Source organism: Micromonospora sp. NPDC049175 (assembly GCF_043197345.1).
Taxonomy (GTDB): domain Bacteria; phylum Actinomycetota; class Actinomycetes; order Mycobacteriales; family Micromonosporaceae; genus Micromonospora.
Genome location: NZ_JBICSY010000001.1, coordinates 1,192,780 through 1,205,754, shown reverse-complemented (window position 1 = coordinate 1,205,754; position 12,975 = coordinate 1,192,780). Strand labels below are relative to the sequence as shown.

Here is a 12,975-nt window from a genome sequence, read left to right as displayed (position 1 = left end):
CAGTCGACGCGTCCGGCGCAGGACTGGACATCCGGCCCGGTAGTGGAGAGGATTTCGCGGCGACCGGCACGCCTGCCGTACCAAAAGGAGATGTCCCGGTGTCCACCTCCACCGACCACGGCCGGCCCGACCCGGAGGCGACCTCGCCCACGAACAGCGAGAGTCGCCCGGTCTCCGACCGGGGCGACACGGTCTGCGTCATCGGGGCCGGGGCCAGCGGCCTGACGGCCATCAAGAACCTGCGCGAGCACGGGTTCGGCGTGGACTGTTACGAACGGGAGACCGGCGTCGGCGGCGCCTGGAACTGGCGGCACGACCGCAGCCCGGTGTACGCCAGCACCCACCTGATCTCGTCGAAGCCGTTCACCCAGTTCCCGGACTTCCCGATGCCGGACTCCTGGCCGGACTACCCGCACCACAGTCAGCTGCTGTCCTACTTCGAGCGGTACGCCGACCACTTCGACCTGCGCTCGCACATCTGGTTCGGCACCGAGGTGATCCGGGTCCAACCCGCCGAGGGCGACCGGTGGGACGTGACCACCCGCTCCACCGGCGGGTACGGCCCGGAGCGCACCTCCCGCTACGCCGCCGTGGTGATCGCCAACGGTCACAACTGGTCGCCGAAGCTGCCCCGCTACGAGGGCCTGGAGCAGTTCCGGGGCGAGATCATGCACGCCTCGTCCTACAAGGACCCGGCGCAGTTGCGCGGCAAGCGGGTGCTCGTGGTCGGCGCCGGCAACACCGGCTGCGACATCGCCGTCGAGGCCGCCCAGCAGGCGTCGCGCTGCTGGCACTCCACCCGGCGCGGCTACTGGTACGCGCCGAAGTACGTGCTCGGCCGCCCCGCCGACCAGGTGAACGACAGCCTGCTGGCGCTGCGCGTGCCACTGCGGGTGCGGCAGTGGCTCTACCACTGGACGCTGCGGTTGACAGTCGGCGACCTGACCCGCTTCGGTCTGCCCAAGCCCGACCACCGGGTGTACGAGACGCACCCGATCGCGAACAGCCAGCTCGTCTACTACGTGGGCCACGGCGGCATCGGCCCGGTGCCGGACGTCGCCCGGTTCCACCCGTACGCCGTGGAACTGGCCGACGGCCGCGAGATCGACCCCGAGGTGGTCGTCTTCGCCACCGGCTACCTGCCGCGCTTCGAGTTCCTGGACGCGTCGGTGTTCGCCGACAGCGCCGGGGCGGGCCGGCCCACGCTGTGGCTCAACGCGTTCACCCCCGGGCACCCGACGCTCGCGGTCGCCGGCCTGGTGCAGCCGGATTCCGGGTTGTTCACCCTGTCGCACTGGCAGATGGTGCTCTTCGCCCGCCTCCTGCGGGCCCGCCGGGACCGGCCGGAGCGGGCCGCCGCGTTCGCGTCCCAGGTGCGTGACCGGGCCGGGGAGCGATACTCCGGGAAGGTCAAGGAGAGCAGCCGGCACTGGTTCGAGGTCGGTCACGCCGACTATCTGCGCGCCGTCCAACGCGCCCTGGTCGACCTGGAGGGCAAGTGAGCGCGAGTAGCGAACTGCGGATCATGCGGGGCCGGGAGTGGTCGCGTCCGGTCCGACCGGCCCGCCGGGAGGTGCTCAGCGCCGTCCCCGAGGTGGAGGAGGGGCGAGTGCCGCTGCTCTTCGTCCCCGGTTTCGGGCACGGTGCGTGGGCGTTCGCCGAGCACTGGCTGGGGCACGCGGCAGCGCGGGGTTTCCCGGCGTACGCGGTGAGCCTGCGCGGGCACGGTGGCAGCGAGCCGGCGCCGGAGGCGACGCTGCGCGCGTACGCGCACGACGTGGTCCAGGTGGCCGCGGGCCTGCCGCGTCAGGCGGTGCTGGTGGGGCACGGCGCCGGGGCTCTGGTGGTGGCGCACGCGTTGGCCCGCTATCCGGCGCGGGCCGCGGTGCTGGTGGCGCCGGTCTTCGGCGGTTGGGGAGTGCTGGGTGCGGCGTTGCGCCGCAACCCGGGGGGCACGTTGCCGGCGGTGTTCGGCGGGCCGTTGCGGCTCAACCGGGGGCAGCTGTTCAGCCGCGAGTTGCCCGACGAGGAGGCCCGGCGGTACGTCGGACGACTCGGCCGGGCGGGCCGGCGGGCGCAGTGGGCTCTGCTGGGCGAGCCGGAGGCCGAGCCGGCGGTGGGCGCCCCACCGGTGCTGGTGCTGGGCAGCCCGGACGACCGGGTGGTGCCGGCGTCGACGTTGACCCGGGTGGCCCGCCGCTTCGGTTCGGCCCCGCTGCTCTTTCCCGGGATGGGCCACGACCTGATGCTGGACGCGCGGTGGGCGGAGCCGATCGACGCGATCCTGGACTGGCTGGAGAAGGAGCCCACGGCGCACTGAGCACCCCGGGCGCGCCGGTCGGGGTGCTCGCCGCCGCCGCGCGGCCGGCCCGGCGGGTGGGTCGCGCGGCCGGCCGGCCCGGCCCGCTGCCGCGCGGCCAGCCGGCCCGGCGGGTGGGTCGCGCGGCGACGATCTTGGGGGTGGCTGCTCAGCCGCTCGCCGGGTGGGTGGCCGAGCTGGCGGTGGGGGTGGCGGGTCGCGGCACTCGAGCGGCGTCGGTGGCGTCCGGGGCGGCGGCGTCGGGACTGGCGTCGGTGCTGGTCAGGCGGCTGACCAGGGCGCCGCGCTCGTCCAGGGCGTGCAGGTAGGAGCGGGCCCAGGCCCGGATGTCGTGCTCCTCCAGGTGGGCGCGCATGGCTCGCATCCGGTGCGTGGTGTCGGCGGGGCTGGCCCGCAGCGCGGCGCACAGGCCCTGCTTGAGTCCCTCCAGGTCGTGCGGATTGACCAGGTAGGCCTGGGAGAGTTCGGCGGCCGTGCCGGCGAACTCGCTGAGCAGCAGGGCGCCCGTGTCGTCCACCCGGGCGGCCACGTACTCCTTGGCGACGAGGTTCATGCCGTCGCGCAGCGGGGTCACCGCCATCACGTCGGCGACCCGGTAGAGCGCGGCCAACTCGGCCCGGTCGAAGGGCTGGGTGAGGTAGTGGATCGCGGGCTCGCCGACCCGGCCGAACTCGCCGTTGATCCGGCCCACCTCGCGCTCGATCCGCTCACGCAGGATCTGGTACTGGCCGACGCGCTCGCGGCTCGGCATCGCGACCTGCACCAACACCGTGTCGCGGACCTTGACGTCGCCGCTGGCCAGCAACTCGCTGTACGCCTTGAGGCGCTGCTCGATGCCCTTCGTGTAGTCCATCCGGTCCACGCTGAGGATGACCTGCCGGGGGTCGCCGAGGTCCTGACGTAGGCGGCGGGCTCGGGCGGCCACGTCGGGGCGGGCGGCGAGCGCGCCCATCTCGGCGGTGTCGATGGAGACCGGGAACGCGCCGATGCGGACGACCCGGTCGTCGATGCCGATCCGCCGGTCGGTGGCCGGCAGATCCAGCACCCTGGTCACCAGTTGGGCGAAGTTGTGCGCCGCCTGCACCCGCTGGAAGCCGACCAGGTCCGCGCCGAGCATCCCGCGCAGCAGTTCGGCCCGGCGCGGCAACTGCATGAACAGCTCCGGCGGCGGGAACGGCACGTGCAGGAAGAAGCCGATGCGCAGGTCCGGACGGAGCGCGCGCAGCAGACCGGGGACCAGTTGCAGGTGGTAGTCCTGGATCCAGACCACCCCGCCCTGCTCGGTGACCTCGGCGGTCGCCTCGGCGAAGCGTTGGTTGACCCGCTGGTACGCCTCCCACCACCGCCGGTGGTGCTGCGGCTGCTCGACGGCGTCGTGGTAGAGCGGCCAGAGGGTGGCGTTGGCGAACCCCTCGTAGTGGTCGCGCAGATCTTCCGGGCTGAGCGCGACGGTGTGCATCCGGACCCCGTCGACGTCCGGTAGTGCGGGGGCCGGACCGGTGCCGCCGGCCCAACCGACCCAGGTCGCCGGGGTGTGTCGCAGGAGCGGGTGCAGCGCGCTCACCAACCCACCCGGGCTGCGCCGCCACTCGCAGGCCCCGTCGGGCGCCTGACTGTCGTCGATGGGGAGGCGGTTGGCCACCACCACGAGAGAACTCTGTCGCATCTCGGGCATTCCGATCAGCAGAGGACTGACCGCCACGAGCAAGGGAAAACCGGTCAGTCAGCGGGGGAAGTGACGTACAGCGGTATTCCTACTGACAGTAAGTTACACCACTGTTACGCCCCGGGCGGGTCGGAGCCGTCCCGGGATGCGGGCCAGGATCAGACGACGGCGCCGTTGTCCGGGTCGTCGTCGTCCTCGTCGCCGGGGCGCAACCGCCAGATCAGCGTGACGAAACCGGCCAGGATGCCGGTGAACCCGAACAGGGTGACCGCCGAGCGGTCCACCGGGATCAGCGACGGGAAGAGGAAGAGCACGAAACCGAGGACCACGCCGAGCACACCGACCACCGCGTACTTGCTGACCCGCGGCAGCGGCGGTGGCGGGGGCGGGTGGTAACCCTCGTCGTCCTCGTCGTCGGGCAGGTTGGCCCCGAAGGTGTCCAGCCCGTCGAGCAGCGACGGCTCGTCCGGCCGGGTGCCGCGCCCGACCGAGATCCCGGAGATGTCGGTGGCGGAGGGCAGCCGGCGGGTGTCGGTGGCGGTCGGACCGGGCTCGTCGGTGCCCGCGCGGGCCAGCGGACCGGCGGTCGGCTCGTCCCGGGCGTCCCGTTCGTCCACGTCCTCCGCGGCCGGCCACGGGTGGTCGCCGACGGTGGACGAGGTGTGGAAGCCGGCCACGATCCGCGCCCACTCGGCGTCGATGTCCGGTTCGTCGCGCGCCGGCGGCTGCTCCGGGGTGGTCTCGTCCGCGAGCTGGGTCAGATAGTCCCGTGCGGTGGTCAGGTGCGAGCGGTCGACGTAGAGCCGGTCGACCGGCCGGGCCGGCACGGTGGTCGTGCGGGTGACCGGGTTGAGGTCGGCCGAGGGCTGCAGGTAGGCGGCGATCCCGCCGGCGGCCAGCACGTCGAGCAGGTGCTCGCCGACGCGCGGATCGACGTCGCCGACGACGGCGTACTCGTTCGCGTCGAGCCCGTTGTCCCGCCGTCCCCGGCGGGCACCACCCGCTGACACCCGGACATCCCCCTTAAGCGCCTCACGGCGCGACCCTCGACGCCCGTCCGCACGCCGTGCTCTGAATCGTGACACGTCAGGGCATGGTTCCGGGAGTGCGTTGTGTCGCGTCTTCCAAAGTCACGGCTGCCGCCGCAGGTCGCGACCGGGGTTCTTTGTCCGTTCTTGCGCGAACAGCGCCATCTCGGTGATCGTTGGCGGCGGAGCGACCCGACACGCCGGGCGCCGCGCTGCTGAGCTGCCAACGATCGAGAGCTGAGGGGCACACGTGGCCGCTGGGGAGTACGAGGAACTGGACATCCCGCCGCAGTTCCAGACTCTCGCCGACCGTCACCGCCTCGAATACCGGCAGTCGCCACCCGGGATCGCGTTCTGTCTGGGCCTGGGCTCGACCCTGCTGGGTCTGCTGCTCAGCGTGGGCCCCGTGCAGCCCGGCGACCGGATCCTCGGCTACCTGATGCTGGGCGGCGCGGCCGTGCTCCTCATTGCGGCCCGGGTGCCGCACCGGCGCATGCGAAGGCGGGAAGAGGAGCTGTACCGCGAGTACCTACAGTGGAAGAAGGGGCGGAGCGAGTAGCCAGCAGTGCACCGAGGGGTCGGGGTGGATCTGACGCTGATCATCATCCGCTGGCTGGCCGGTCCCGTGGCGTCTTCCTGCGTGAACTCGCCGCTGTATCCACCGACGGCGGCATCCTCCTCAACCGAAGCGGCCGGACGCCTGAGTCCGCGTCAGCAGGCCACGGCGGGACCGGTCGGGCTGATCGGCCGCCCGGCCAGGGCGAGCAGGCCGGGGGCGTCGTTGCGCAGCGCGAAGGTGCGTACCTCGGCCCGGGTCGCCCGTGCGCCCGCCGGGTCGCCGGCGCGGGTCAGCTCCGCCGCCGCGAGCGTGAGCGCCAACACCCGGTCGCTCACGTCCGGGATCCGCCCGTAGGTCTCGGCGGCGGCCAGGTGCAGCTCGGCGGAGCGGCGGTGGTCGCCGTCCGCCGCGGCCAGGGCCGCCGTCACGGTCCGCAACGCCGCCTCCGACCAGGGCGTGCGGTGCCCGACCCGGCCCAGCATCGTGCGGACCCGCACGGCCGCGTCGCGACCGCTCAGGGCGGCGGCGTACGCGGCCGCGGCGATCCACTCACCGCTGGCCAGGGCCGGCACCGCCGACCAGCACCCGTCCAGCTCCTCGATCAGCTCCGCCGCCTCGGTGTCCCGCCCCTGCAACGCCCGACACAACGCGGCCATGCTCAGCATCGTCCAGAGCAGCCGGTGGAACCCGCTGCGCCGCGCGGTGTCCAACGCGTCGGTCAGGTCGTCCGGATCCTCGTCGTCGCGCAGCACCAGCAGACAGCAGCGCAACCCGCGCACCTGCATGTCCCAGCTCCCGGTCGGCGTGTCCACGAACGCCTCCGCCGCCGCGAGGAGCCGGCCGAAGTCGCCGTCGAACCAGGCGCGCATCGCCTCCGCCGAGTAACTGGTGGTCAGGGTCTGACCGCTGGCGGTCCGCGCCGGCGCGGCCGAGAGCAGGGCGTTCGACCGCAGCCAGTCGCCCTCCTCGCGGATCGCCCAGGCGAGGTTCTGGGTGGCCCGGGGCAGCGCCAGCAGTTGACCGGCGCGGGCGAACTCGACGATCGCGTGCAGCTCGTCCAGGCCGACCCGGTCCCCGGACTGGTAGCGGGCGGTGGCCGCGGTGATCCGGGCGTTGGTGCGGGTCTCGGTCAGGCCCAACCGCTCGGCGATCTCGGCCGCCGTGTCCGCCGCCGCCACGGCCGGGTCCCGCTCGTAGTTGAGCATGTGCAGCCGGCCCATCTCGGCGTACGCGTCCGCCTTCTGCGGGGTGTCCGGTAGTGGCTCGAACAACTGCACCGCGCGGTCCAGGCAGGCCAACGCGTCGCCGCGGTCGGCCCGCAGCCAGGCGGCCTGGCCGAGCAGCGTCCACGCCCGGGCGGCGCAGGCGTTGTCGCCGTGCGACAGCAGCCGGTCGGCGAGGGTGTGCACCTGCTCCGGACCACCGCCGGAGAGGAACGCGTTGCCGTCCCGGTAGAACGAGATCTCGGTGCTCAGCAGCTCCAACTGGAGCCGGCCCACCGGGTCGCTGTCGTCGGCCAGGCCGAGTGCCCGGCCCGCGTGGCTGGCCGCCGCGTCCAACCCGTGCAGCGCGTACGCCCGCCGGGCCGCCCGGTGCAGCGCCTGCCGCGCCGGCCCGGCGTAGCGCTGCACCTGCATGCCCAGCGAGCGGGCGATCTCGTGCGCGGCCCAGCGGTGGTGGGCGAGCACCTCGGCCAGGTCGGTGTCGCGGGAGTGCGACAGCGCGTCGAGCCAGTCGGCGGCCCGCTCGTGGCGGGCCACCCGCTCGGTGCGCGGCAACCGCTGGTAGCAGACGTCACGGACCAGCACGTGGCGGAACCGGTACTCGGCCTGCCCGGCCATCGTCGACGCGGCCTGCTCGTGCACGAAGTCGCGCTGTTCGAGTCGGCGCAGCGAACGCTCGACCGACTCGATCTGTTGCCCGAGGGCGGCGGCGACCGCGCCGGGCCAGAACTGCACCCCGACCACCGACGCGGCGAGCAGCACCGCGCGGTCCTTGGCGTCCAGCAGGTCCACCCGGTTGGCGATCACCGCGTGCACGCTCTCCGGCATGGTCAGCTCAAGCTGCTTGTCCAGCGACCAGCCCCGCCCCGACTGGCGCAGCGCCCCCTGCTCGATCAGCATCCGGACGTACTCGTGGGCGTAGAGCGGGTTGCCGCCGGCCACCTCGATCAACGGGGTCAGCATGTCGGCGGAGAACGCGGCCTGGCCGAACAGGTGCGCGTACAGGGCGGCGATGCCGGTGTCGCGCAGTGGCGGCAGGGTGATCGTCACCGAGCCGGTGATCGACCCGGCCCAGCTCGGGTCCCGGTCGACGAGCTCCGGGCGGGCGGTGCAGAGCAGCAGCAGCGGCACGTCACGGGCCGCCGCCCCGAGCAGCTCCACGAAGCGCAGCATCGCGTCGTCGGCCCAGTGCAGGTCCTCGAAGACCAGCACGGTGGGACGCCGGACGGCAAGCGCCAGCAGGAAGCGACGCCACGCCGACTCCGCCTCCTCGGCCGGCAGCGGCGTGCCGGGCAGCCCGACCAGCGGGCGCAGCGCGTCCGCCACTCGGTCCCGTTCACCCGGGCCGATGAGCTCGCCCACGGCGGCGGTCAGCCGTTGCGCGGCGCTTGTCGCCGGGTCGGTGTCGAGGATGCCGGCCTCGGACTTCACGATGTCGGCGAGCGCGGCGAAGGTGACGTTCTCCCCGAACGGCGGGCAGCGCCCGGTGTGCCAGGTCAGCGGCTCGTCGACCAGCCGGCCGGTGTGCAGGTAGAGCTCGCGCAGCAGCCGGCTCTTGCCGATGCCGGCCCGGCCGAAGATGGTGACCACCTGCGGTCGCCTGTCGCGCAGCGACCGGTGCAGGGCGTTGACGAGCATCCCCAGTTCGTGTTCCCGGTCGACGAGCGGCGTGGTGTCCGGTTCCCGGTCGGTGGGTTGGCGACGCAGCGGGGACAGGGCGAGCCACACCTCGGTCGGCGACGACCGGCCGCGCAGGGTGACCGGGGGCTGCTCCTCGTAGCGGATCGCGTCCTTGGTGAGCGCGTGGGTGGTGCCGCAGACCAGCACCCCACCGGGTGGCGCGACCGACTGCATCCGGGAGGCCGTGTTGACCACGTCACCGGCCACGATGGCCTGTCCGCCGTCGCGCGCGGCGGCCACGTCGACAAGCGCCTCGCCGGTGGCCACCCCGACCCGGAACCGCATCTCGGTGCTGCCGGTCGGCGCGAACCGGGTGAGCACCCGTTGCAGCTCCAGACCGGCCCGTACGCAGCGCAGCGCGTCGGTCTCGGTGGCGATCGGGGCGCCGAAGAGCGCCATCACCGCGTCTCCGATGTATTTCTCCACCACCCCGCCGTACTGACCGACCACCCGGCGGGCGGCGGAGAAGAACCCGGTCTGCATGCCCCGGACCTGCTCCGGGTCGGTGCGCTCGACGTACGGCGTGAAGTCGATCAGGTCCACGAAGAGCACGCTCACCCGGCGGCGGTCCTCCTGCGGGGTGACCGTGGCCGGTCGGTCGGCGCCCGGCCGGGGCGACCCGCAGGACGTGCAGAAGGTGACGTCCGAGGCGAGCGGGCGCAGGCAGTGCGGGCACACGGCGCCCAGCTCGGCGCCGCAGCCGCCGCAGAAGCGGTCCCCGTCGGCGGCCGTGCGGCCACAGCGTCCACACTGCGCGGCGATGACATCCCCCAGAGGTGAACGGGTCGACGCCCATGGCGTCCCCTGCCCAGAATTATCGCCCCAGTCGGCCGCTGTCAGGTACCGGCCTGTTGGCTTGTGGACAGTCACCGAGGGTGCTGACCGACTAGATTCAGGCGGCCAGATATCGATCAGGGACCAGAGGGGGACAGGTCAATGGTGTACGTCAAGCTGGAGAGCGACTGGACCGACGGCAACGGGGTCAGCCACTCCGCGGGCGACTCGGTGGACGTCGACGCCGCCACGCTCGCCACGCTCCAGGCCGAGGGCATCGTCAGCGAGCAGACCCACGGCCCGGGTGGCGACGGCAAGGGCCCGGACAAGTGGGCCGGGCCGGGCAGCTCCGGGGCGTGACCCCACGCCGATGACGCCGAAACGGCCGGGTCGCCCACGGGGCGGCCCGGCCGTTTCGTGCTGCTCGGGTGAGGGGTCAGCGGTCGTTCATGCCGGCGCGGCGGCGCAGCGCGGCCACGTCGGTCACCACGATCCGGCGCCCCTCGGTACGCAGCCAGCCACGGCTGGCGAACGAACCGATCGCCTGGTTGACGCTCTGCCGGGAGCCACCCGCCATCTCGGCCAGTTGACTCTGGTTGAGCTCGATCGTGATCATCGGCGCCTGGCTCTCGCCCGCCAACCGGACGAGCGTCTTGGCCACCCGACCCGGCAGGTCGAGGAAGACGTGGTCGGCGTTCTGCTCGGTCAGCCGGCGGATCAGCCCGCCCAGCGACCGCATCACCGCGTCCAGGATGCGCGGGTTGGAGTGCACCAGCTCCATGAACGCGCCGCGCGAGAGCGCGAGCGCCGCGCAGTCCTCGATGGCCTCGGCCGAGGCGGACCGGGTGGACGCGTCGAGCAGGGAGACCTCGCCGAGCACGTCCGGGGGACGGATCACCGACAGGACGGCCCGCTCACCCGTGGGTGCGGTGCGGAAGACGGCCACCGCACCGCGGCGCAACACGATGAGCGACTCACCCGGGTCGTTCTCCACGAAGAGCAACTGCCCCTTGCGGTAGGTGCGCGGAACGGCGGCGGCGATGACGCGCTGCCGCACCTCGGGCTCCAGACCAGCGAACATCTCGACACCCGTGAGCGCGTCACCCGGCTCCGGCAGGCGCATCTCCACGGCCCAACCCCTCCCCGGTCATGGACCACAAACTCGCTCACCGGGTGAACCTGATGGCCCTGACAAGGTGAACTGACACCGATTCGGCATCCGGTAGCGGTACACATCAGATCATGACGGTCCGGTCGCTTGCTGTACACCCCTCGAAGCACTTCCGTGACCGTCGCGAGCTGCCGCGTACCCTCGTTGAAGTGCCGATCCGGCCCGTCACCAGCGGTGCGGCGGCCCCGCCGGGCGCGGCCGGGCGGCGGTGGGCGAGGATGGTCGGAATGGTCTACCGCTATTTCTACGACTGCGAGTTCATCGAGGACGGCACCACCGTCGACCTCGTCTCGATAGGTGTCGTCGACGAGTACGGCCGCGAGTTCTACGCGGTCTCCACGGAGTTCGACGATTCCCGTGCCGTGCCCTGGGTCCGGCGCAACGTGCTGGACAAGCTGCCGTCCCCGGCGGACCGGGCCTGGCGGTCGCGCGAGCGCATCCGCGACGACCTGTTCGACTTCCTGGTCGAGCCCGTCCGGGACCGGCCGGGGGAGCAGTTGGAGCTGTGGGCCTGGTACGCCGCGTACGACCATGTGGTGCTCGCCCAGCTCTGGGGTGCGATGCCGGCGCTGCCCCGGGAGATTCCCCGTTACACCAAGGAGCTGCGGCAGCTCTGGGACGACAGCGGTCGGCCGACCCTGCCGGACGCCGACGCGGCCCGGCACGACGCTCTGGTCGATGCCCGGCACAACCTGGCCCGGTGGCGGGCGATGACGGCCGGCGGGCGATGACGATCCGCCGAGCGACGGTCGTACCGTCGTAGGTTTGACCGGTTCTGTCCCGGGCATCGGTTCGACCAGCCGAGCCGAGGGAGAGTGCCATGAGCAACCAGCCCACCAGCGCCGCCGAGGCGCGAGCCCGGGTCACCGAGCTGGCCCGGGCCGCGCGGATCTGCATGCTCACCACGACCGCCCTGGACGGGCGGCAGGTGAGCCGACCGATGGGGCTCCAGGAGGCCGAGTTCGACGGGGAGCTGTGGTTCTTCGCCCACGCCGACTCGGCGAAGGTCCGTCAGCTCCGGGTGAATCCGGAGGTGAACGTCGCCTTCTCCGACCAGAAGCACAACGCCTGGGTGTCGATCTCCGGCACCGCCACCGAGGGGCTGGACCGGGCGCGCGCCGAGCGGCTGTGGAACCCGCTGCTCAAGGCGTGGTTCCCCGACGGGCTGGACACCCCGGGGCTCACCCTGATCAAGGTGCACGCCAGCTCCGCCGAGTACTGGGACTCGGCGAACAGCGCCGTGGTCAACCTGCTCGGTTACGCGAAGGCCGCCGTCACCGGGCGGCCGCCGGAGGCCGGCGAGAACCACGAGGTGACGTTCTGAGCAGCGCTCGTCGGCCCGCCGGCCCGGGGCGCGCTGTCGTCGCACCGGCGGGCCGACTACAGTGCGCAGTGACGGCCCGCCCCGGGCCGGCAACGGCGCCGATGGTCTGATCTGACACATACCCTGGGGCAATTCGGGCTTTACCTGATGCTCCAGGAGGATGAGCGGATCATGCGTATCGGCGTGCTCACCGGCGGCGGCGACTGCCCAGGTCTCAACGCGGTCATCCGGGCGGTGGTCCGCAAGGGCGTCGCCACCTACGGTCACGAGTTCGTGGGCTTCCGGGACGGTTGGAAGGGCCCGCTGGAGGGTCTGTCCCGGCCCCTCGGCATCGCGGACGTCCGTGGCATCCTGCCCCGCGGCGGCACCATCCTCGGCTCGTCCCGGACCAACCCGTTCAAGATCGAGAACGGCGTCGAGCGGATCAAGGACAACCTCGCCGAGCAGGGTGTCGACGCGCTGATCGCGATCGGCGGCGAGGACACCCTCGGCGTGGCCACCAAGCTCTACGAGCTGGGTGTGCAGGTCGTCGGCGTGCCGAAGACGATCGACAACGACCTCGGCGCCACCGACTACACCTTCGGCTTCGACACCGCTGTCAACATCGCGATGGAGGCCATCGACCGCCTGCACACGACCGCGGAGAGCCACCACCGCACCCTGGTCGTCGAGGTGATGGGCCGGCACGCCGGCTGGATCGCCCTGCACGCTGGCCTGGCCGGCGGCGCCAACGTGATCCTGCTGCCCGAGCGGCAGTTCGACGTCGACCAGGTGGCCGGCTACGTCGAGAAGCGCTTCCAGCACCAGTACGCCCCGATCGTCGTGGTCGCCGAGGGCGCCCAGCCGCTGGACGGCCAGATGGTCCTCGCCAACCAGGAGCTGGACTCGTTCGGCCACGTCCGCCTCGGCGGCATCGGCCAGTGGCTCGCCGAGCAGCTGGAGGCCAAGACCGGCAAGGAGGCCCGCACCGTGGTGCTGGGTCACATCCAGCGCGGCGGCACCCCGACCGCCTTCGACCGGGTGCTCGCCACCCGCCTGGGCCTGCAGGCCATCGACGCGGTCAACGACGGCGACTGGGGCAAGATGGTCGCGATGCAGAGCACCGACATCGTCCGGGTGCCCCTCGCGGAGGCCACCCGCGAGCTGAAGACCGTGCCGCTGGAGCGGTACGTCGAGGCCGAGGTCTTCTTCGGTAGCTGATCGACAGTTCGTGGCACGGCGGGCCCGCGG

The 12,975-nt window shown here is 72.6% G+C and carries 11 protein-coding genes; 7 read left to right on the top strand and 4 right to left on the bottom strand.

What is annotated here, in order from left to right; all coding sequences use genetic code 11:
* Positions 1–98 precede the first annotated feature (98 nt).
* The gene (locus ACGFH8_RS05060; protein WP_393363516.1) at positions 99–1,502 is read left to right on the top strand and encodes a flavin-containing monooxygenase; all 1,404 of its coding nucleotides are present in this window, start codon (positions 99–101) and stop codon (positions 1,500–1,502) included.
* A gap of 23 nt (positions 1,503–1,525) precedes the next feature.
* Positions 1,526–2,320, top strand: coding sequence for an alpha/beta hydrolase (locus ACGFH8_RS05055; RefSeq protein ID WP_393364520.1), 795 nt, complete (start codon positions 1,526–1,528; stop codon positions 2,318–2,320).
* Between the two features lie 148 nt (positions 2,321–2,468).
* On the opposite strand, the gene ACGFH8_RS05050 is transcribed toward ACGFH8_RS05055, so the two are convergent.
* Together ACGFH8_RS05050 and ACGFH8_RS05045 are read right to left on the bottom strand one after the other, a co-directional pair.
* Positions 2,469–3,986, bottom strand: coding sequence for a trehalose-6-phosphate synthase (locus ACGFH8_RS05050; protein ID WP_393363513.1), 1,518 nt, complete (start codon positions 3,984–3,986; stop codon positions 2,469–2,471).
* 158 nt (positions 3,987–4,144) lie between these two features.
* Entirely contained in the window at positions 4,145–4,996 is an 852-nt protein-coding gene (locus tag ACGFH8_RS05045; protein ID WP_393363510.1) for a DUF308 domain-containing protein, read from the bottom strand.
* Between the two features lie 268 nt (positions 4,997–5,264).
* On the opposite strand from ACGFH8_RS05045, the gene ACGFH8_RS05040 reads away from it, so the two are divergent.
* On the top strand, positions 5,265–5,573 hold the full coding sequence (locus ACGFH8_RS05040; RefSeq protein ID WP_393363507.1) for a hypothetical protein: 309 nt from the start codon (positions 5,265–5,267) through the stop codon (positions 5,571–5,573).
* A gap of 152 nt (positions 5,574–5,725) precedes the next feature.
* On the opposite strand, the gene ACGFH8_RS05035 is transcribed toward ACGFH8_RS05040, so the two are convergent.
* On the bottom strand, positions 5,726–9,250 hold the full coding sequence (locus ACGFH8_RS05035; protein ID WP_393364518.1) for an adenylate/guanylate cyclase domain-containing protein: 3,525 nt from the start codon (positions 9,248–9,250) through the stop codon (positions 5,726–5,728).
* A 162-nt stretch (positions 9,251–9,412) separates the two neighbouring features.
* Here ACGFH8_RS05035 and ACGFH8_RS05030 point away from each other — a divergent pair, with 162 nt between their 5' ends.
* Positions 9,413–9,610 carry a hypothetical protein gene (locus tag ACGFH8_RS05030; RefSeq protein ID WP_393363505.1) on the top strand — a complete coding sequence of 66 codons (198 nt, stop codon included), beginning with the start codon at positions 9,413–9,415 and terminating at the stop codon, positions 9,608–9,610.
* Between the two features lie 76 nt (positions 9,611–9,686).
* Here ACGFH8_RS05030 and ACGFH8_RS05025 read toward each other — a convergent pair whose 3' ends face one another.
* A complete protein-coding gene (locus tag ACGFH8_RS05025; protein ID WP_007463121.1) occupies positions 9,687–10,379 on the bottom strand; it encodes a Crp/Fnr family transcriptional regulator in 693 nt (230 codons plus the stop codon).
* Between the two features lie 269 nt (positions 10,380–10,648).
* Between ACGFH8_RS05025 and ACGFH8_RS05020 the strand changes: the two genes are divergently transcribed.
* From ACGFH8_RS05020 to ACGFH8_RS05010, 3 genes are all read left to right on the top strand, one after another.
* Positions 10,649–11,152 carry a polyadenylate-specific 3'-exoribonuclease AS gene (locus ACGFH8_RS05020; protein ID WP_393364515.1) on the top strand — a complete coding sequence of 168 codons (504 nt, stop codon included), beginning with the start codon at positions 10,649–10,651 and terminating at the stop codon, positions 11,150–11,152.
* An 89-nt stretch (positions 11,153–11,241) separates the two neighbouring features.
* Positions 11,242–11,745 carry a pyridoxamine 5'-phosphate oxidase family protein gene (locus tag ACGFH8_RS05015; RefSeq protein WP_393363502.1) on the top strand — a complete coding sequence of 168 codons (504 nt, stop codon included), beginning with the start codon at positions 11,242–11,244 and terminating at the stop codon, positions 11,743–11,745.
* A gap of 171 nt (positions 11,746–11,916) precedes the next feature.
* The gene (locus ACGFH8_RS05010) at positions 11,917–12,945 is read left to right on the top strand and encodes a 6-phosphofructokinase (RefSeq protein WP_393364513.1); all 1,029 of its coding nucleotides are present in this window, start codon (positions 11,917–11,919) and stop codon (positions 12,943–12,945) included.
* The last annotated feature ends 30 nt before the right edge of the window (positions 12,946–12,975 follow it).